The organism is Paenibacillus sp. plas6, assembly GCF_057221655.1.
Map to the genome: position 1 here is coordinate 3172730 of NZ_CM170151.1, position 20365 is coordinate 3193094.

The window sequence follows — 20365 nt, forward strand, 5'->3', positions numbered from 1 at the left end:
CGCCCCGACTTGATTCGGATTGTTTATCACGGACAATTCTAGACGACGATTGGGGGGGAGCCACTTGGTCAGATTTTTGAAAAAATATACGGGAACCATACTGATATTAATATGTTTAACAACACTGTCCATATGGTGGTATAACAACCGCAGCTTTGATCAGAATGTAATGGCTGATGTTCCAAGGCATCCTGATCTAGATGAAACCACCTTGCTAGCAGGCGAACAAGCAAGCGTTCAATTAGAGCAAAGCTATTATAAATATTATTATGGTCATGTTGGTGAAGGAGCATCTGATGTTAAGGATGTACATCTCATTATTCCTTCCATGCAATATAAAAGTATTAGCGCAACTGGAACTACAGTAGAAAACAATCTTGATGGAAAGTTTGGTGAAGTCATCGCCTTACGCGATGAAAAGAGCTGGGTAGAGTATGAGGTTAATATTCCGCAAGACGGATTTTATTTTATAGGGCTTGATTATTACGCGCTCGAAGGCAAACGTGCTGGATTAGTAAGAAGTATACAGATAGATGGAGAATATCCTTTCTATCAGGCTAAACAAGTAGAATTTCAACGGATGTGGCAAGAATCGGGAGAGTCTTGGTACGACAACCAAGGAAATGAATATAACCCTAAAAGGGCAGAAGTATTTGGCTGGCAATATCGTGACTTTATCGATTCGGAAGCTAAGGTTGCAGAAAGCTTTCGTTTCTATTTAAGCAAAGGTACTCATAGCATTCGGATTGAAGCAATTCGTGAGCCAGGAGCAATTGGACAGTTGCATATATATGCACCAACTGTCATTCCGACTTACGAGGAAGTAACTCAGCAATATAAGGAAAACAATTTAACAGTGACATCTGGTCACTATTTGACGTTCCAAGCTGAGTTGTCCACATTAAGATCTGATCCAACCTTAAAACGAATAGAAGACCGCGAGCCTGATACTGTTCCTTTTAATAGTGAAGCTGTTGTCTTAAATAGCTTTGGCGGATTAAGTTGGCGTGAAGGTGGTCAATGGGCAGAATGGGAAATTGAAGTGCCAGAGAGCGGTTTATACAATATAGGGGTTCGCTTTGGACAATGGTATCTTAACGGCTTTCCAGTACAACGCAAAGTTTATATTAATGGAGAATTGCCATTTAAAGAGATGAACTTTGTGCCGTTCCCATATAAAGCGGAGTGGCAAATTAGCAATTTTAGTCAAACAAATGAAGAGGACTACTTATTCTATTTGCAGCAAGGTAAAAATACGATTCGCATGGAGGTTCAAGTTGGCGAGTTAGGTGAAGTGCTAGAGCTAGTTACCGATACGTCGCAAAAAATGAGTGAGCTGGCACGCGAAGTTATTCGCGTTACTGGTACAAATCCTGACCCGAATGCCGATTGGAAGCTTGATCGTAACATTCCAAACATCGTAGAACGACTGCAAAATATGGCATGGAATATTGAAGATGCGATAACATTGCTGACGCTGTTCGGTGTAGAAGAAGGCAGCTCGGAAATAAGTACGCTATATGAAGCGAGAGGCGTATTAGTCGATATGGCTAACGATACTCGATCTATTCCAGCTCGACTAACGCAATTCCGTGAGCTGCAATCCTCGCTTGGTCTATGGGTAAATGGACTAAGTAAGCAAAGTTTAGTGTTAGATTACATTATTGTAAAATCACCAGATCAAGATTGGCCGCGTCCAGCTGCACCAATCTATGTGCGGATCGGTACGAGTATAAGCGACCTGCTGATGACTTTCCGCAAAAATTACGGTGGCGTAGGTACAGTTTATGATGAGGACGAGGAAGTGCTTGATGTATGGATTGCGCGTGGTCGCGACTGGGTTGATATTATTAAGCAAATGATCGATGAGGACTTTACTCCTGAGACAGGAATTAAGGTTAATGTTAACGTAATTCCAACTAATCAGTCACAGGTGCTTATGCTTGCTAACACTTCAGGACTTGCACCAGATGTGGCGCTTGGGGTAGATGGAGAGGTGCCGATTGATTTTGCAGTCCGTAATGCATTAGTTGATTTGAGCAGCTTTGACGATTACGAGGAAGTAGCAGCACGCTTCCGTCCAGGAGCGCTTATTCCTTACAAATATAACGGAGGAAATTTTGCTCTTCCTGAAAACCAAAACTTCTATATGTTGTTCTATCGTAAAGATATTATGTCAGAGCTAGGTTACAGTGAAGAGGATATTCCTGAAACATGGGATGAAGTAATGGAGCTGATTCCAATTTTGCAACAGAACGGAATGGATTTCTATTATCCTCATGCGATTAATGATACAAAACAAGCAATTAATGAATTTGCACCATTCTTATTCCAAAATGGCGGTGAATTCTACAGCGAAAATGGTAAAAAATCAGCACTAGATTCACCAGAGGCGATTGCAGCGATGAGAATGTGGACGGGGCTATTTACGAACTACAAAATTGAGAAGCAAGCTGATTTTTATAACCGCTTCCGTTCAGGGGAAATGCCGATCGGGGTAGCTGACTATTCCACTTATATTCTTTTATCGACTGCAGCACCAGAGCTTACTGGCTGGTGGGGGATGAAGCCAATGCCTGGTATACGACAAGAAGATGGGCAAATTAACCGTTCCACAGGCGGTCTGGCGCAAACGGGTATTATTTTCAAGTCTACTGACCGTAAAGAAGAAGCTTGGGAGTTCCTCAAATGGTGGACGAGTGCCGATGCCCAAGAACGCTTCGGTTCTGAGCTAGAAGCATTATTAGGTGTTGAAGCACGCTGGAATACAGCTAATGTTGAAGCGTTGCAGCGCCTGCCTTGGAATGCTGAGGATATTGAAGCGATTCTCGAGCAATGGGAATGGTTCCGTGAGCGTGAGGTTGTGCTAGGCGGTTATTATACTACACGATATGTTGCAAATATGTGGAATGAAATCGTATTAAACGGTCGAATTGTTCGTGAAGCTGTTGAAGACGGTGTTAAAGAAATTAATAAAGAGCTTGAGAAAAAACGTGAGGAATTTGGTCTAGATAAACTTGAACAAGGAGGGGCAACCGAATGATAGCTGAAAAAACAGAGAATCAGACAGGCATAGTGTTGCCTTCCTCTGAGTCCCGCTTAAAGAAAAAGCTAAAACTATTTTGGGCAGATGTTAAGCGTAGCAAGGTGTCACTGCTATTTGTCGCACCGTTTCTGCTGCTGTTCACTTTATTTATCGTAGTGCCCATCATTATTTCAATCGCACTTAGCTTTTCCTACTATAACATTTTGGAATCACCGCGCTTTATCGGTTTTTCTAACTATAAGCTGCTCTTTGTTGATGATGATATTTTTATGCAAGCAGTTGGCATTACGTTAAAGTTTGCAATTATTACGGGACCTGTTGGCTATATTATGGCATTTTTACTAGCATGGCTGATTAGTCAAATTCCGATTAAATATCGCTTTTTCTATACGCTATGCTTCTATACTCCTTCAATCGCGAGCGGTACTGCAATGTCCGTCGTATGGCTTTATTTATTTGCCGGTGACCGTAAAGGCTTGCTTAACCATTGGTTAATTCAACTAGGAATTATTGATGAGCCATTCCTATTTTTACAGGATGTTCGTTCAATCGTTCCAGTTATTATCATTGTTTCGCTTTGGATGAGCATGGGGGTTGGTTTCCTTGCTTTCCTTGCGGGCTTGCAAAATGTTCCGAAAGATTTATATGAAGCAGGCGATATTGACGGGATTCGTAATCGCTGGCAAAGGCTTTGGTACATTACGGTTCCTGCTGTTAAACCGCAGCTTCTGTTCGGGGCAGTTATGCAGGTCGTTTCTTCGTTACAAGTATTCGATATTAGCGTTCAGCTTGTAGGCTTGCCGAGCCCATTATATGCAGGACACACGATATTAACGCATTTATTTGATTACGCGTTTATTCGCTTTGAGATGGGCTATGCCTCTGCAATTGCTGTTGTATTGTTTTTATTGATGATGGGGTTAAACCGTCTAATCTTTAATCTGTTAGGGAGGGATTAATGTTGTCTCGATTGCAATCAATTAGAAGAAAAATAGACTGGGGCGGCATCGTTCTTTATACCTTTCTAACAGCATTTGGTTTATTGATGCTGATGCCGCTTGTTTATCTAGCGTCAACAGCGTTAAAGCCAATTAGTGAGCTGTTCTTGTTCCCACCTAGATTCTTCGTAATGAATCCGACGTTAGTTAACTTTCGAGATTTGCTGTTAGTAACAGGAACAACTACAGTGCCATTTATGCGATACATTTTTAACAGCATCATTATTACGGTAGGTATTGTTGGAGGCGGAATCATTATCAGTGCGCTGGCTGCGTTTCCGCTGGCAAAGCACAATATGATTTTTAAGAAATTTATCTTTGACTTAATTGTTGCATCGTTAATGTTTTCTCCGCTTGTATTGCAAATTCCGCAATACCTAATTATGAGTAAATCAGGCTTAATGAATACGTATTTTGCTTTAATTTTGCCTTATTTGGCAGCTCCAGTCGGTATGTTCTTAATGGTTCAGTTTTTACGACAAATACCGGACGCCTTATTAGAGGCAGCACGCATTGACGGTGCAAGCGAATGGACAATATTTTGGAAAATAGTTATGCCAATGCTTAAGCCGGCGATTGCCACCTTCGCATTGTTTAGCTTTATTAATGCATGGAATGATCCGTATCCTGCAATGGTATATACAACAAGTGAAAATATGAAATCGTTGCCGCTAGCAATCCAGACGATTCAAGGCGGTGCTGGAGTAATCGCACGTGTTGGTACATTTGCTGCAGCTAGTTTCTTAATGATTATTCCAACGCTTATCGTGTTCATTGCAACACAACGTATGGTGTTGCAAACGATGGCTCATTCAGGCTTGAAGGAATAGGAGGACGTAGAATGAAAACTGGTAAAAAAGTGCGAGTCATCGTGCTTATAACGTTTATTCTGTCCTTGCTTGCTTCAACAGCTCATGCGGCTACGCCTTATGAAAGCTATACCATTAATTCGCAAGGATCAGATATTCGTTCGATCGCAGGCTTTGTCTATGATAGTTCAATTACAGGGCTAGATTTAGAGTCAGGAGGCTTTCTTCGCCCAGAATCAATATTTATTACTAGCGATGGCATGATGTATATTGCTGATGCTGGTAATAATCGCATTGTGCAGCTTAATAAGCAGCGTCAATTTGTACGCACAATCGGCGATAGTGAAGGAAAAGGCAAGCTTAGCGAGCCAAAAGGAGTTTATGTTAAAGAAGATGGCACGATCTATGTAGCTGATACGAAAAACGGACGCATCGTTATTTTTAACAAGGACGGTCAGTTTGAAAAGGAATTTACAAAACCTGAAAGTCCATTGATTGGAGCGACGTTTTCGTATTCGCCGTCCAAACTTATTTTGGATAAACGGGATTATATGTACGTTGTCAGTGATGGCAATACACAAGGGTTAATTCAGCTTGACCCGAACGGGCAATTTAAAGGGTTTTATGGTGCCAACCACGTTGGTTTTAGCTGGTCACGTTTGCTTATCCGCTTAATTGCAACAGATTCACAAAAGCAGAAAATGGCAGCTATTGTTCCAGCGGAGTTTTCTAACCTTGATATTGATAATGAAGGCTTTATGTATACAACTACACTAGGAGAAGATTTCAATCAAATTAAACGTTTGTCTCCTGTAGGGGTAGATACACTTAATATCGGGATTAAAAGACAGTATGGCGATTTTTATACTCAAGGCCCTTTTGCTATGCCGTCCTTTATCGGGATTACGGTTGATGAAAATGGAATTATCACAGCGCTAGATTTACAGACAAGCAAAGTGTTCCAATATGATAAGCTAGGCAATTTTTTGTTTGCATTTGGCGGATCTGGTGAACAACGCGGCATGTTTACAACACCTGCTGATTTAACACTTGATGCCGATGGCAATGTTTATGTTGTTGATCGCGGCAGAAACTCTATTGAAGTGTTCCGTAGAACTCCTTTTGCTGAGCTAGTGCAGAAGGCCTCTACATTATACGTAGACGGACGCTATGAGGAAGCTAAGGAGATGTGGACAGAGGTTATTCGTTTAAACAGTAACTATGAGATGGCTTATCAAGCAATCGGTAAAGCACTTTATAAGGAAGAAAATTATAAAGAGGCAATGAAATACTTTAAGCTGGCGAGCGCGCGGGGCGACTACTCGATGGCATTTAAAGAATATCGCAAAGAGTTAATTAAGGAGAACTTTGCAATCATTGCGATTGCGATCATCGTGCTATTTATTTTGCTGCGTATCTATATTCCGAAATTTGCAAGATGGCTAGCGCGCAAAGTAAAGGAAAGCGCAGAAAAGCGTAAATCTACTATTCATGGAGTAGTGAAAGAGGGTGAGACGGTATGAGTCCATTTGTTATGATCCATAAAATCATTTTCCGTCCATTCGACTTTTTTGAAGAAATTCAAAGCCCCGGCATGGTACGTATTAAGCAAGCAGTAGCGCTTGTTATTGCCGCCTATATTGCCCGAATTATATCACTCTATTTAATAGGCTATGCCTTTGAAACGAGAGAAGCATATCAAATCTCGATTTTACAGGAAGCGATTTGGATTTTTGTTCCGTGGGTAACATGGTGCATTGCCCATTGGGCAGTAGCAGCAATTCTCGATGGCGAGGGTAAGTTTGTTGAAATCGTATATGGAAGTGCTTATGCGCTAATTCCGTATATTATTTTTATCATTCCTGTAACGTTGCTAACCCAATTTTTAGCGCTTGATGAAGCGGGCATTGTCAGAATATTAACCATTGGCATTTATTTATGGTGTGCATGGCTATTTCTGTTAAAAGTGAAAATTTTGCACAACTTCGACTTGCCAAAAACGTTATTTATTAGCTTTTTAAGTGTAATTGCAGTGCTTATTTTATGGTTTGTTTGCATTCTATTGTTTGGTCTTGCCAATCAGTTTGTAAACTTCCTGCTCGATATTGTAAAAGAATTAAGGCTAAGAGGATAGGAGGACTACGTAATGAAATCATTCAACATTAACTGGAAAAAACTGCTGTTCATGTTACTCCTCGCCGTTGTCCTTCTAGGTCAGTCGTCTGGACTTAATTCATTGGGCGGGATTTCTGCCCAGCAGGCTGACACTGGAGAGACTGTACAGCAAGCAGAGGAGCAAAATGCAGATGCTGCTGCTAACATAGCTAATCCAGAACAAGCAGCCGAAGCAGAAAATAATCTAGAAGCTGAAACAAGCGGAGGAACGGATAGTTCTGCGGAGCAAGCTGAAGCAGATAACCCAACTGCTAACAATGCCTCTGCAGCAAATGGAGCAGCAGGGGGAGAAGCTGAAGTTACACTGTCTGCGATTACTGCGACAACAAAGGTTCTGCAAAACGAGCAATTCACCCTGTATATCGATGAAAAATCGGGAAATGTACGAGTCGTTAGCAATAAAACGGGAACAGAATGGTTAGGGGCACCGCAAGTGCCTTCTACGCTTCCGCCAAATAACAAAAAGTTTGTTGATTCACCGCTGCATCTTCGTTATACGGAGGGGTCAGATGTGACAACTACGTATTCTTTAAAGGATGCAACGACAACGACAAGCTATAAAGTTGATGGAGATCGCGTAGTATTGGATTTTAATTTTGCTGCTGAAGGTATTTCATTGCAAATGATTTATACGTTAACGGAGCGGGGCTTGCAGGTGGATATTCCATTTGAGAGCATTGTGGAAAGCGGTACCGCTCATTTAACAAGTCTAGAGCCGCTGCCATTTTTCAATGGAGCGTTAGAAACGGATGAAGGGGCAATGCTGCTTCCAGATGGTTCAGGTGCGCTGCTTCATTTCCGTACTAATCATGAGCAGTATTTGAAAGGCTATTCCGAGTACATTTATGGTAATGACCCAACCTTTCAAACTCAAACGCATGATATTTTAATGACTGATTATAAACGCGCTAATACAATTCGAGAAAGCATTGCTTTGCCTGTATTTGGGATTTACCGCAATGGAGTAGGAACATTGACAATTGTGAAGGACGGACAGTTTGAAGCAAAAATTAACGGCAACCCGGCAGGGATTCGTGCAGTTCCAATTTACCGTAGCTCAGTAGAATTTATGTATCGTAAAAACGATACGATATTTATTGGCAACTCGGGTCAAATTCCTTATTTCCAAGGGCAAATGATTCAAGGAAATCGCAGTGCAGAATATGTGCTGCTCGAAGGGGATGCAGCAAATTATGTTGGCATGGCTCAAGCCTATCGAGATTATTTACTTAATGTTCAAGGGATAACGCCAGTTGCCGATCAAACGCCTTATTTATCGCTTAGTCTTTTCGGCGGAATTTTACGAGAAGAAATTATCGGGAACACATTTATTAAAATGACGACGTTTAATCAGGCGCAAGAGATTATCGGCAAGCTTAAAGCAAGCGGGGTAAATCACATTGTAACTACTTTTGACGGTTGGACGAAAAATGGGCTTTACGGTAACCAGCCGCAGCATAAAGCAGCTCGCCAGCTCGGCGGCAAGTCAGGGTTAAAAAGCTTAGTTGAATATGCTAATGAACAAAATGTCGCGCTCTATTTGAAGGCGAATTATGTAAAGCCGTTTGAGGAAACAGGCAAATATAATGAGCGTAAGGATGCTGTGCGCGGCTTAGACCGTGAAGTCGTTGTTGGTAATTTATATTGGCCAAGCGATCGCTGGGCGCGTAATGGTTTTACGTTCAACTATTTAAAGCCTGAGCAGGCACTTAACAAATATTTGAAAAAGCAAGTGGATGACTTTGCTGCTTTTGGAGTTAATGGCTTACAACTGCAATATATGGGTGAGCTTATTTATACTGATGAGGATAAAGACTATTTAACTGATCGTTCAGTAGCAGCAAATGCGTGGATTGAAAGCATGAAGCTTGTAAAGGAACAGCTTGGCAGCGTGGCGGTGGAATACGGTAATGCGTATGCGCTTGGCATCGTCGATCGGATTGAAGAAGCCCCGTTAGCACATAGCAATTACACCTACACTGATGAAGCAGTGCCGTTCTACCAGCTGGTATTGCACGGTATTGTGCCTTATTATGCAGCGCCAATTAATTTGCGTGAGGATTCGATTAATGAAAGATTGAAGAGCATTGAATATGGGGCATTGCCAAGTGCACAGCTAACTGGCGAATTAAGCAGTAAGCTGCATCGTACAGCGGCAACGTATTTATTTAGCTCCCATGCAGATGACTGGATTCCGCAAATCGCTAATGAAGTGCAGGAGCTGCAGCCGCTTTATGAAAGCATTGCCGGTGTGCAAATGACTGGACATGAGCAATTGGATAACGGGGTTTATCGCACACTCTATGCAAATGGAACAACCGTTATCGTCAATTATAACTCCTTTGATGTAACGGTAGATGGTACAACGATTAAAGCTCAAAACTATACTTGGAGTAAGGAGTGAAGGAATAAGCATGAAATTCAAATTGAATATTCGATTGAGACATATCCTTGAAGGCTATTCCTTCATTTTAATTTGGATTATTGGCTTTCTTGCTTTTATGGCTATTCCGCTTGGACGTTCGATTTATTTTGCATTCCAAGATTTATCGCCAAGTAAAGATGGATTATTAGCTGAATTTGTCGGCACGAAACATTTTCGTGCAGCATTTACAGTTGATGTACAGTTTTTGCCATTGTTGCGCGACACATTTGCAAATATGCTGACCCATGTGCCGTTAGTATTAATTTTCTCGATGGCAAGTGCGCTGTTGTTAAATCGTACGTTTCGCGGACGCATGTTGTTTAGGGGGATTTTCTTCTTACCGGTTATTATTGCTTCGGGCTCAACATTAAAGAAGCTAATGGAGCAAGGTGCTGCAAATCTACCGATTTTTATGGATTTTGATCTGTATCGGATGCTGAGATTATTTATTCCAAGTGATCTGCTTTTAAATTTATTAGAATATGCAGATGCCTTAACGATGGTTATGTGGGATGCAGGAGTACAGACATTAATTTTCTTAGCAGGGTTACAGACAATATCTCCTCAACTATATGAGGCAGCTAAATGTGATGGCGCAACGAAATGGGAAAGCTTTTGGAAGATCACATTCCCAATGATTATGCCAATGATTTTAGTTAATACATTGTTCACGCTCGTAAGCTCGTTTACTAGAGCAGACAATGGGGTAATGGATTATATTAATCAGCGAGTATTTGCAGAAAATAACTATGGATATGCTTCCGCGCTAGGATGGATTTACTTCGTCTTAATTTTTATTGTCATTGGCTTAGTGTTCCTCTTATTTAGAAGAAGCTTATCCTCGATGGAAGGCAGGTAGCATGATGGCGAATCAAAATCTCTTAGTAGAAAAGCTTAAGATGAGCGATAAAATCGATCCTGCTATTAAATTTTATACCATCAAAAAAAGCAAGGACATTATTAGCAACGTTTTCTATTATTTTGTCTTGCTTAGCATGGCATTTATCTTTTTGTATCCGTTGCTTTATATGGTATCCAAATCGTTAATGCAGGCTTGGGATGTATCTGATGCAACGGTACGCTGGATACCGCATCAATTAGATTTTACAAATTATCGCATTGCCTTCACCGAAATGAAGTACTGGCAAGGTTTTAGCAACAGCGTCATTATTTCGTTAGGCGCAGCGTTGTTGCAAATTGTTTCTTGCTCATTTATCGGCTATGGCTTTGCACGTTATCGTTTTCCGCTTTATGGCTTGTGGTTTGTGCTATTGATTTTTACTTTCCTTGTACCGCCGCAAACGATTGTTGTACCGTTGTATATGTTTTTTAGCGACTTAGGCTGGATCAATACACATTTGCCATTTATTGTTCCGGCAGCGTTTGGGCACGGTTTGCAAGGTTCATTATTCATTTTAATCTTTATTCAGTTTTATCGACGTTTACCTGGTGTGCTAGAGGAAGCAGCGCGTATTGATGGAGCAGGGCCGTTCCGTACGTACTGGCGAATTATGTTCCCGCTAGGTCGACCAGCAATGATTACTGTATTTTTATTCTCTGTTGTTTGGCATTGGAATGATAACTTCCAACCAAGCTTATATTTACGTTTGCCAGTTTATTATAATTTGGCACAGCGGATGAATGGCTTCTACGGTAAAGCAAATATGGCGGCTGAGCAAATGAGCACTAGTGTTTCCTCAGGTGCAATTGGGATGGCGCCAACGGTTATGAATCAAATGATGGCAGGTGTTGTACTGTCGATTATCCCGATTCTTCTGCTCTATTTATTTGTTCAACGCTATTTCGTAGAAAGCATTGAGCGTGCAGGAATTGCCGGAGAATAAAGCATTACGTTTATAGGAGGAATAATGAAAAAATCTTTAGTATATGTGATGAGCTTAACTGCTGCGTTTTTGCTAATTACAGCCTGCTCGAAGGATGAAGCTGCACCTGCAGCTTCACCGACACAGCAAGCGGAGCAGGTTGAAGCTAGCAATCAAGAAGATAGTAAAGTAGAAGAAAGCAATGAGCAAACCGCAGAAAATCGTAACGATGCGGGGCAAGTAGATTCTGCTCCTGCAACTAACGTAGAGGGTGTGCCGGTGTTTACAAATGCTTCTGTGCATGATCCATCAATCATTTATGCTGATGGTATGTTTTATGTTTATGGTTCTCATCTAGCAGCAGCGAAGAGCCCTGATCTAATGAACTGGACACTAATTGGTTCAGGCGTTGTTGATGGCAATCCGCTTATTCCAAATGTTAAGGAAGAAATGGCTGAAGCATTGGAATGGGGACAGACAGATACTTTTTGGGCTGGTGATGTTATTCAACTAGAGGATGGAAAATATTATTTCTACTATAGTGTTTGTAAAGGAGACTCACCACGCGCTGCAATTGGTTTAGCTGTATCAGATTCGCCTGAGGGACCATTTAAAGATTTAGGAATGTTCTTAAAATCTGGAATGTGGGGCCAAAAAAGTCCCGATGGCACAATCTATGATGCTACTGTTCATCCTAATGCAATCGACCCACATGTGTTCTTTGATAAGGAAGGCAAGCTATGGATGGTTTACGGCTCGTATTCTGGCGGAATCTTTATTCTGGAGATGGATAAAGCGACTGGTCTTCCGCTTGAGGGGCAGGGATATGGCAAAAAGCTATTAGGAAAAAACCATGTGCGTATAGAAGGACCATATATCCAATACAGCCCTGAAACCGATTATTATTATTTATTTCTTTCCTTTGGCGGCTTAGATGCGAACGGCGGCTACAATATTCGTATCGCTCGCTCGAAAACACCAGATGGTCCTTATCTTGATTCAATGGGCAACGATTTAATTGATGCTCAAGGACCAGCAGGCTCTTTCTTTGACGATCGGGCAATCGAGCCGTACGGAGTGAAGTTAGTTGGAAACTTTATGTTCCGCCGTGAAGCAGGGGAAAGCGGCGGAGGTGTCGGAGCTGGTTATGTCTCTCCGGGTCATAATTCCACTTATTATGATGAAGCAAGCGGTAAGTACTTTAATATCTTCCATACTCGTTTCCCTTATCGCGGCGAGCAGCATGAAATACGAGTACATCAGATGTTCTTAAATGAGGACGGCTGGTTCGTAATGGCACCGCATCGTTATTCTGGGGAAACGATTGGCACATACAGCAGTGAAGAGATCGCAGGAGCTTATAAGCTAGTCAATCATGGGCGAGAGATTACAGCTGAAATTAAAAACTCGGTTGTTGTTGAGCTTAATGGAGATGGCAGCATTACTGGTGCAGTGAGCGGAAGCTGGGAGCTAGATAGTGAGCATAATGCGACAATCACGATTGATGGAGTTACTTATCGCGGCGTATTTTTACGACAATACGACGAGCTGACCAAACAGGAGGTTATGACGTTCTCCGCCCTATCAGCGGAGCAAGGCGTGTCGATTTGGGGTAGTGCTGTAACGAAAAAAGAGGAGTAAAGCTGGAAATCTATATCGCAATTGACCCGTTTGATGAAAAATTTACAATAGATTATTTCTTATCCCTTCTGAAAGGAAAAAAGACGCAAATAAAATCTTTTTTAATGAATCAGAAAAATGTTAGCGGCATTGGAAATATGTATATGCACGATATTCTGTTCAAGGCGCGTCTTCATCCTCAAAGGAAAATATGTGACATGAGCGAGGAAGAAATTAGCTTGCTTTATAACTCGATCAAAGATGTTTTAAATCTGTCACGAGAAAAAGGTACATTTGCTTATGAAAGTGATTTTTTTGGACTGAAAGGCAACTTTACAACAGATGATTTTCTTGTCGGGTATGAAATGAAACAAGCACAATATGGCTTAGAACCGTCTATATTGTGCTTGTTTTTTTGTGCGCTTGCTACTGTAACAGAAAGCTTAGCGTTTTGTGTCTTATTGATACTTCCAGCAGGAGTGAAACGTTAAGTTTACGTCAATACTAATGCTATAGAGTGACTATTGAGAAAATTACATAAGTTTGTCGGATGATTGATTGCAGAAAGTATTGAGCAGGAATAGTAGTGCTAGAAAGCGAGGGTACATATGAAGCAAAATATTATCGGAATTCATCCTGTACATCGGAAGTTAGCGCATATTTATGAAATGTGTACAGGGATCAATGGTCAGACGATTATTGGTGCAGGGGAGTGGAAGCAAATTATGCCGCTGCTAAAGCAGAACTATGAGCTCGTTAGACAGCTAGATGAGTTGAAGCAACTGTCATTTATTGCCTATGAATTAGGGGATCATGAATGGCTATTGGAAATTAGTGCAAAAATCGAATCGCTTGAGGAAACGATGGAAATTTAACGAGCTACAGCAATATAATGAATAGGGTTAAGCTTAATAAGGACTGAATACAGCAAAGATAGAGATTCAGTCCTTGCAATCATTTACTTCACATATTGTTCATTAAAATTTTTCTGAAGGACGAGAGACTTAGAAGTTAAAATAAAATCGGACCTTGCACGATAATCATTCGCAAGGTCCGCTCAGTTTTTTACTAAGCAAAAAATGGATGAAAGATTGCATAGATTACTGATTAATATATTTTTCAAATACGTAGCCAAAATCTTTAATTTTATATTCCTTATGCTTGGTCGTTAACCAATTAAATACAGCTTCATTGATCGCATTAAATTGCTCTGCAGCATCTGCAGTATTTGTTGTACCGCGACCGATGCTTTCCTTTGCGATATGTACACTTGTGATTGCATAGTCATATAGCTTTTCATTGCTTGCAGTGATTTCAGATATTTTATGAAGAGCTTTATATAAATCTTTCACCTGCTCAATTTGCTTTCTATCTACATCAATGGAAAAGCTAACCCCGCCAATTTGAAACTTAATTTCAACATCCAAATCTACAGTTCCTGCAGTTTCTAGATATACATTGGAAATTTCGTGACTTGCATAGTTATATCGTTTTAACATGCGTTTGCTACTAATCGCGCTTTCCCCATCTAAATGAATAAGTGCGAGATTTGTAAAGCAATACTCATCCTTTTTTGACTTAATAATGAAATAAATCTTTTCTCCATCTTCATGCATAACGTAATCATCGGTATCTACTTTATCGAAGTCACTTGGGGGAATTACTTTGCCAATATCACTTAAGCCAAGAGCCTCTGCTGCGATTTTTTTAAACATCAGCCTCATCCTCTCGATAACAAAAATAAACAAAATTTCCATTTACTTAATTGTAACAGAGCTATAACTAGTCTTACAATAGCCTAATTTTGAAGTTATTTTCTCTATAAGTAATATAAAAAACAACCTTATCTTAAATTTAAAAACTTAGAAAATTAATACATAAAGTGAAAATACCTTTAGTTATTGCCAAATTACCAAAAAATCTCTTGTCTAATTGGGATTTCATAACTATAATGTAGTCAATAAGTCTTAAAATAATACGGGCAAAACTACTGAAAGGTAGTGACGCAAAGTCATGGATCTAAGGTTCATATGAGCTATGATTGCCAGACTGCAAAAAATATGTAGTGATGTTGATTTAAGTGCCCAATAATTTAAGGTTATTGGGCTTTTTTTATTATAGTTGCTTCAATGAAATAAATTGCATTACAGCATGTCATTACATCATGAGGAGGTAAAGAATGTCTACACAGCAAGATGATCCAATTTTGGAAGCGTACGTTACTGAAACCTCTCAGTTAGTTGAACAATTAGAAGATATTATTCTTGTTTGTGAAAGTAATAGCTTTTTTACTAATGAAATGATAAATGAGATCTTCCGCATAATGCATACTATTAAAGGTTCTTCATCTATGATGCACTACCACGACATTGCAACCTTAGCACATGCGATGGAAGATCTCTTTTCTTTTTTGCGGCAACATCCGAATCAAACGTTAGATTGGTCTAAACTGTCTGATTTGCTGTTAGAGGGAGTCGACTTTATTAAGATCGAACTAGAAAAAATTAAAAATGGGGATTCAGTTGACGGGGATGCCTCTGTACTAATTGAAGCAGTGAAAGGTTTGCTGACTACACTAGAAGCGCAGCAAGGTAGCTCCCATATTGCTCAAGAAGAGGCTGAATACATACATTTAAATGACAGCACGTCTCTACTAAACAATGAGCATGCTGAGAGTGTACAAGCTACCGACAGTATGGAATATAAGGTGACCATCTTCTTTACAGAAGATTGTGATATTGAAAGTGTTCGTGCTTATCAGATAATACATACTTTAAAGGATGTCGTTCATGAGCTTGATCATAGCCCTGCAAACTTGGAGGATACTGCTTCGATTGAGCTTATTAAAAATCACGGTTTTCATATTAAGCTGAGAACGCACTGTTCTTATGATGAGCTTCATCATTGCCTAATGCAAACTAGTTTTTTGAAAAGTCTCGATTTACAGCTATTAACTAAGGAAGAGCAAGCTGCTGCTGAGCAAAATAAGCAAGCTAGTTCTTTGCAGACTCCAGTTAATCAAGCAACGGGGAACGAGACGGAAGGAAAAAAAAGTAAACACGCAGGAGGAGCTTATCAAGGCAGCTCGATTAATGTGAATGTACATAAATTAGACGAGCTTATGGATTTGGTTGGCGAGCTAGTTATCGCTGAAGCAATGGTGACGCAAAACAGTGATTTGCTTGGCTTAGAGCTGGAGCAGTTCCATAAAGCAGCCAACCATCTACATAAAATTACGAAAGAAATCCAAGACAAAGTGATGGAAATTCGCATGGTTCCGCTGGCTACAACCTTTCAAAAGATGCATCGTGTTGTAAGAGATATGAGCAAAAAACTCGGGAAAAACGTTCAATTAAAACTGATTGGAGAAGAAACCGAGGTTGATAAAAATATTATTGAGCATATTTCCGATCCGCTAATGCATCTAGTAAGAAATGCGATTGACCACGGGATTGAAGCTCCAGAAGAAAGAGTTGCAAGCAATAAGCCAGCAGTTGGAACATTGACGATTGAAGCGCAGCATGTTGGCGGTGACGTGTTAATCCTAGTTAAGGATGATGGACGCGGTTTAAATAGGGATCAAATTTTGCAAAAAGCAATAGAAAACAAGGTAGCATATGATTATGAATCAATTACGTCAGATAAAGATATTTATAATCTGATTTTCCTTCCCGGCTTTTCCACGAAGGAGAAAATTACAGAATTTAGCGGCAGAGGCGTAGGGATGGATGTCGTCGCACAAAATATAACCGCAGTTGGCGGAATGGTGTCGGTAGATAGCAGCTACGGTCAAGGGACAACGATTATGATAAAGATTCCATTGACACTAGCGATTATTGATGGCATGACAGTTTCTGTTGGCGAAATGAAATATACAATCCCAACAACAGCAATTAAGGAGTCTTTTAAACCCGCAAGTAAAGATATTATTACTGATCCAAATGGCAATGAAATGGTCATGATTCGCGGTGAATGTTATCCAATTGTTCGACTTCATACGTTATTTAATGGTTATACCGAGGTTCAGCAAATCCATGATGGTATTCTCATTATGACAGAGCATGAAAGACATCGAGTATGTCTTTTTGTAGATCAGCTTTTGGGACAACAGCAGGTAGTAGTTAAAGCTTTGCCGCCGTATATTAAGAAGTTTAACAATGTTGAGGGAATCTCTGGATGTACCTTACTTGGTGATGGTGACATTAGTTTAATTTTAGATATTCAAGGAATAATTAAACGATTATAAGGAGGATAGATAAGCATGACCGATGCACTGCAAAAAGAAAATGAAATGCTAGAAGAAGATTCTCAAAGAGATAAGTACTTAACTTTTTTTGTTGATAATGAATGTTATGGCATCGAAATTCGTTATGTAACAGAAATTATCGGTATTCAGAAAATAACGACAGTGCCAGAAATGCCTGATTTTGTTCGCGGAGTCATTAATTTACGCGGAAAAATTATTCCTGTGATGGATGTTAGATTGCGCTTTAAGAAAGCATTTAAAGAGTATCAGGAAAGAACCTGTATTATTGTAATTGATATTAATGATCTGGCAATTGGTTTAATTGTTGATAGTGTTTCAGAGGTAATTACTATACCAAGCAGTGAAGTGGCAGAACCACCTGAGCTTAATAAACGAAGTAATCGCTATGTAATGGGAATTGGCAATGCTGGCAATGAAGTAAAGCTATTGTTAGATTGCGAGAAATTACTGAACGATGACGAGCTAGAATTACTGCAAAACAATTAAATGTTCAAGGGGATGACAGACATGAAATGGTTCACAAATTTAAAAATTTCCTCAAAGTTAATTTCTGCATTTATTGTAATAGCTTTAATTGCAGGGGCAATGGGAACAATTGGTCTTACCAGTATGCAAAAGATTAATAGTAAATACAATGATTTGTGGGTTGATTATGGAATATCCTTTGGAGATCTAGGTTCAATCGGGATTAATATTAACAATCAGCGAGTTCAATTGTTGCGCATGATAATGTCCGTCGATATGGATAGAATAAAAGAGCTAAACGAAGAAATTGAAGCATTAGATAGAAAGGCTGATGCAGGGCTCATTTCCTTTGAAAATTCATTGAAAAGTGAGGAAGCGATTACTGCTTTTGCAGCCTTAGATAAATCTATTGAAGAGTTTAGAGAAGCCCGTGACAAAATGATCCAACTTAAGCTGAATAGTCAGCATGAAGAGGCAGAGAATGAATTGAAACTTGCCACTGTGATTGCAGATGAGCTGCAAAGTAACATTGATGGGATGTTCGATTTACGGAAAACACACGGCAGCAACGTAGCAAGTGATTTGACAAATCAAGTAAAATCAACGATTAGTACAATGATTGTTATTGTAGTCATTACAGTGCTTTTGGCGGTTGTACTAGGAATTTATATTTCGAGATTGATTAGTAATCCAGTGAAAAAGCTAGTTACTGCTGCCGACAAGATTGCAGATGGAGACTTAGATGTCAACATTGATATTCATACGAAAGACGAAATCGGCAAACTTGCTCAAGCGTTTAGAACAATGTCAGACAACCTTAATGATACGATGCAATATATTCAAACGGCTGCTGAGCAGGTTGCTGCGGGTTCAAAGCAAATTTCTATGTCTAGCATTTCATTATCTCAAGGTGCAACTGAGCAAGCAAGCTCAGTAGAGGAATTAACATCATCCATTGAAGAAATTGCATCACAAACGAAGCAAAATGCTAATATTTCTAATGAAGCGAACAGGCTTGCTGAAGCTGCAAAAGAAAATGCGATTCTTGGCAGCAATCGTATGAAAGATATGTTAAATGCGATGGATGACATCAATGTTGCCTCACAAAACATTTCAAAAATTATTAAAGTAATTGATGAAATTGCTTTCCAAACAAATATTTTAGCACTTAATGCTGCGGTAGAAGCTGCTCGTGCAGGACAGCATGGCAAAGGCTTTGCTGTCGTTGCAGAAGAAGTTCGCAACCTAGCGGCTCGTTCTGCTAATGCTGCTAAAGAAACGACTGAAATGATTGAAGGTTCAATTAAAAAGGCTGATTTTGGTACGAAAATTGCTAACGATACAGCTCAAGCTTTGCAAAACATTGTCAATGACGTTGCTAAAGTAGCCGATCTAATCGAGAACATTGCAACAGCTTCAAATGAGCAAGCAATCGGTATTAACCAAATTAATCAAGGAATTATGCAAGTATCTCAAGTTGTACAAGCTAACTCGGCAACTTCTGAGGAGGCAGCAGCGGCAAGCGAGGAGCTGTCCAGCCAAGCTGAACTGCTAAATGAACAAGTAACTCGCTTCAAGCTGCGGAATACAAGCAGTGCTGTCAAACAAGGAATGGAAAGTCTTAGCCCGGAGCTAATGCAGCTTTTCGAAAAAATGTCGCAGAAAAAAGAAAAAGAACAACCAGAATATGAATCTAACAATGCAACTGCATCAAAAATTGTACTAAGTGATAATGAATTTGGTAAATATTAATCTTTGATTAGAGAGAGCATTTGCTCTCTCTGTTTTTAAATAGGAGTGGGATGATATGCTGATTGATATTACAGATGATGAGTTTAGGCGTTTAGCAAACTATGCTAAGCAAAATTTAGGAATCCATTTACGTGAAGAAAAAAAGCTGCTGGTCAGCGGCAGATTAAGCGGAGTATTGCAAGCGTTAAATATAACGAATTTCACCCAATATTTAGAATATATTAGCACAGATAAAAGCGGAGCAGCTGCAACTGTGTTTGCAAATAAATTGACGACCAATCATACCTTTTTTATGCGGGAGGCGGAGCATTTCAGCTTTTTTAGCAATACAGTGCTACCGAAAATTATTCCGAAACTGCAACAAAAAGATTTAAGAGTTTGGTGTGCGGGTTGCTCAACTGGGGAAGAGGCTTACACATTGGCGATGCTGATTGATGAATACCTTGGTGCTGCAAAAATAGAATGGGATGCAAAGCTGCTTGCTACTGATATTTCAGAGAATGTTCTTAATAAAGCAATTCTCGGACGATATAGCAATGAAATGGTTACACCTTTGCCACAAAAATGGCTGAATAATTATTTCACTAAATGCAATGATGAGCAATATGAAGTTAATCGAAGAATAAAAAAAGAGATTATTTTTCGAAGGTTTAATTTGATGAACCCATTTCCATTTAAGGGAAAGTTCCATGTTATCTTTTGCCGAAATGTTATGATTTATTTTGATGCAGAGACAAGAGCGAAACTAGTAGACAAGTTTTATGAAAGCCTTGAGCCTGGCGGATATTTGTTTATTGGTCACTCAGAAACGATTGACCGTAGTAACTCTATGTTTCGTTTTGTTATGCCTGCTGTTTATCAAAAGTAAATGGTGTACAGCAAATGATTATGGAAAAGTCTAGCCTAAATCCTGCGATTTTACTATGAAACAACGAGAAAAATGATATACTGAAATATAACAGTATTAGCCTTCACAATTGATTGT

At 39.8% G+C, this 20365-nt stretch carries 16 protein-coding genes and 1 riboswitch; of the genes, 15 read left to right on the plus strand and 1 reads right to left on the minus strand.

Annotation, left to right across the window (positions count from 1 at the left end; all coding sequences use genetic code 11):
- The first annotated feature begins 64 nt into the window (after positions 1 to 64).
- The 11 genes from AC2TDL_RS14055 to AC2TDL_RS14105 all read left to right on the plus strand — a co-directional run bounded on the left by AC2TDL_RS14055 (position 65) and on the right by AC2TDL_RS14105 (position 13771).
- Positions 65 to 3043 (plus strand): extracellular solute-binding protein, encoded by a 2979-nt coding sequence (locus AC2TDL_RS14055; RefSeq protein ID WP_484696716.1) that lies wholly within the window; start codon positions 65 to 67, stop codon positions 3041 to 3043.
- Positions 3040 to 4005, plus strand: coding sequence for a carbohydrate ABC transporter permease (locus tag AC2TDL_RS14060; protein ID WP_484696717.1), 966 nt, complete (start codon positions 3040 to 3042; stop codon positions 4003 to 4005). The genes AC2TDL_RS14055 and AC2TDL_RS14060 overlap by 4 nt, the downstream gene beginning before the upstream one ends.
- Positions 4005 to 4874, plus strand: a complete 870-nt coding sequence (locus AC2TDL_RS14065) for a carbohydrate ABC transporter permease (RefSeq protein WP_484696718.1) — start codon at positions 4005 to 4007, stop codon at positions 4872 to 4874. The genes AC2TDL_RS14060 and AC2TDL_RS14065 overlap by 1 nt, the downstream gene beginning before the upstream one ends.
- Positions 4875 to 4885: 11 nt before the next feature.
- Positions 4886 to 6376, plus strand: a complete 1491-nt coding sequence (locus AC2TDL_RS14070; RefSeq protein ID WP_484696719.1) for a hypothetical protein — start codon at positions 4886 to 4888, stop codon at positions 6374 to 6376.
- Positions 6373 to 6987: a Yip1 family protein gene (locus tag AC2TDL_RS14075; RefSeq protein ID WP_484696720.1), complete on the plus strand. Its 615-nt coding sequence runs from the start codon at positions 6373 to 6375 to the stop codon at positions 6985 to 6987. The genes AC2TDL_RS14070 and AC2TDL_RS14075 overlap by 4 nt, the downstream gene beginning before the upstream one ends.
- A 12-nt stretch (positions 6988 to 6999) precedes the next feature.
- The gene (locus tag AC2TDL_RS14080; protein WP_484696721.1) at positions 7000 to 9432 is read left to right on the plus strand and encodes a DUF5696 domain-containing protein; all 2433 of its coding nucleotides are present in this window, start codon (positions 7000 to 7002) and stop codon (positions 9430 to 9432) included.
- A 10-nt stretch (positions 9433 to 9442) separates the two neighbouring features.
- Positions 9443 to 10312, plus strand: coding sequence for a carbohydrate ABC transporter permease (locus AC2TDL_RS14085; protein WP_484696722.1), 870 nt, complete (start codon positions 9443 to 9445; stop codon positions 10310 to 10312).
- A gap of 1 nt (position 10313) precedes the next feature.
- On the plus strand, positions 10314 to 11297 hold the full coding sequence (locus AC2TDL_RS14090; protein WP_484696723.1) for a carbohydrate ABC transporter permease: 984 nt from the start codon (positions 10314 to 10316) through the stop codon (positions 11295 to 11297).
- A 24-nt stretch (positions 11298 to 11321) separates the two neighbouring features.
- Positions 11322 to 12917 carry an arabinan endo-1,5-alpha-L-arabinosidase AbnB gene (gene abnB, locus AC2TDL_RS14095; protein WP_484696724.1) on the plus strand — a complete coding sequence of 532 codons (1596 nt, stop codon included), beginning with the start codon at positions 11322 to 11324 and terminating at the stop codon, positions 12915 to 12917.
- Between the two features lie 20 nt (positions 12918 to 12937).
- Complete coding sequence (locus AC2TDL_RS14100; protein ID WP_484701195.1) at positions 12938 to 13387, plus strand: hypothetical protein; 450 nt, start codon at positions 12938 to 12940, stop codon at positions 13385 to 13387.
- 117 nt (positions 13388 to 13504) lie between these two features.
- Positions 13505 to 13771, plus strand: a complete 267-nt coding sequence (locus AC2TDL_RS14105; protein WP_484696725.1) for a DUF7667 family protein — start codon at positions 13505 to 13507, stop codon at positions 13769 to 13771.
- A gap of 225 nt (positions 13772 to 13996) precedes the next feature.
- Here the strand turns inward: AC2TDL_RS14105 and AC2TDL_RS14110 are convergent, their stop codons facing one another.
- Positions 13997 to 14611, minus strand: coding sequence for a PH domain-containing protein (locus AC2TDL_RS14110; RefSeq protein WP_484696726.1), 615 nt, complete (start codon positions 14609 to 14611; stop codon positions 13997 to 13999).
- A 255-nt stretch (positions 14612 to 14866) separates the two neighbouring features.
- Positions 14867 to 14953, plus strand: a riboswitch (cyclic di-GMP riboswitch).
- 122 nt (positions 14954 to 15075) lie between these two features.
- On the opposite strand from AC2TDL_RS14110, the gene AC2TDL_RS14115 reads away from it, so the two are divergent.
- The 4 genes from AC2TDL_RS14115 to AC2TDL_RS14130 are packed head-to-tail and all read left to right on the plus strand — an operon-like array spanning position 15076 to position 20248.
- Positions 15076 to 17142 (plus strand): chemotaxis protein CheW, encoded by a 2067-nt coding sequence (locus AC2TDL_RS14115; protein WP_484696727.1) that lies wholly within the window; start codon positions 15076 to 15078, stop codon positions 17140 to 17142.
- Between the two features lie 15 nt (positions 17143 to 17157).
- Complete coding sequence (locus AC2TDL_RS14120; protein ID WP_484696728.1) at positions 17158 to 17649, plus strand: chemotaxis protein CheW; 492 nt, start codon at positions 17158 to 17160, stop codon at positions 17647 to 17649.
- Between the two features lie 21 nt (positions 17650 to 17670).
- On the plus strand, positions 17671 to 19380 hold the full coding sequence (locus AC2TDL_RS14125) for a methyl-accepting chemotaxis protein (protein WP_484696729.1): 1710 nt from the start codon (positions 17671 to 17673) through the stop codon (positions 19378 to 19380).
- A gap of 55 nt (positions 19381 to 19435) precedes the next feature.
- The gene (locus AC2TDL_RS14130; RefSeq protein WP_484696730.1) at positions 19436 to 20248 is read left to right on the plus strand and encodes a CheR family methyltransferase; all 813 of its coding nucleotides are present in this window, start codon (positions 19436 to 19438) and stop codon (positions 20246 to 20248) included.
- Positions 20249 to 20365 lie beyond the last annotated feature (117 nt).

What these genes read in the sequence shown, in the direction of transcription:
- AC2TDL_RS14120 (WP_484696728.1), top strand. Translation starts at nt 17,158, where the DNA reads ATGACCGATGCACTGCAAAAAGAAAATGAAATGCTAGAAGAAGATTCT.
- AC2TDL_RS14110 (WP_484696726.1), bottom strand. Translation starts at nt 14,611, where the DNA reads ATGTTTAAAAAAATCGCAGCAGAGGCTCTTGGCTTAAGTGATATTGGC.
- AC2TDL_RS14130 (WP_484696730.1), top strand. Translation starts at nt 19,436, where the DNA reads ATGCTGATTGATATTACAGATGATGAGTTTAGGCGTTTAGCAAACTAT.
- AC2TDL_RS14060 (WP_484696717.1), top strand. Translation starts at nt 3,040, where the DNA reads ATGATAGCTGAAAAAACAGAGAATCAGACAGGCATAGTGTTGCCTTCC.
- AC2TDL_RS14105 (WP_484696725.1), top strand. Translation starts at nt 13,505, where the DNA reads ATGAAGCAAAATATTATCGGAATTCATCCTGTACATCGGAAGTTAGCG.
- AC2TDL_RS14125 (WP_484696729.1), top strand. Translation starts at nt 17,671, where the DNA reads ATGAAATGGTTCACAAATTTAAAAATTTCCTCAAAGTTAATTTCTGCA.
- AC2TDL_RS14090 (WP_484696723.1), top strand. Translation starts at nt 10,314, where the DNA reads ATGATGGCGAATCAAAATCTCTTAGTAGAAAAGCTTAAGATGAGCGAT.
- AC2TDL_RS14115 (WP_484696727.1), top strand. Translation starts at nt 15,076, where the DNA reads ATGTCTACACAGCAAGATGATCCAATTTTGGAAGCGTACGTTACTGAA.
- AC2TDL_RS14080 (WP_484696721.1), top strand. Translation starts at nt 7,000, where the DNA reads ATGAAATCATTCAACATTAACTGGAAAAAACTGCTGTTCATGTTACTC.
- AC2TDL_RS14065 (WP_484696718.1), top strand. Translation starts at nt 4,005, where the DNA reads ATGTTGTCTCGATTGCAATCAATTAGAAGAAAAATAGACTGGGGCGGC.
- AC2TDL_RS14070 (WP_484696719.1), top strand. Translation starts at nt 4,886, where the DNA reads ATGAAAACTGGTAAAAAAGTGCGAGTCATCGTGCTTATAACGTTTATT.
- AC2TDL_RS14075 (WP_484696720.1), top strand. Translation starts at nt 6,373, where the DNA reads ATGAGTCCATTTGTTATGATCCATAAAATCATTTTCCGTCCATTCGAC.
- AC2TDL_RS14085 (WP_484696722.1), top strand. Translation starts at nt 9,443, where the DNA reads ATGAAATTCAAATTGAATATTCGATTGAGACATATCCTTGAAGGCTAT.
- abnB (WP_484696724.1), top strand. Translation starts at nt 11,322, where the DNA reads ATGAAAAAATCTTTAGTATATGTGATGAGCTTAACTGCTGCGTTTTTG.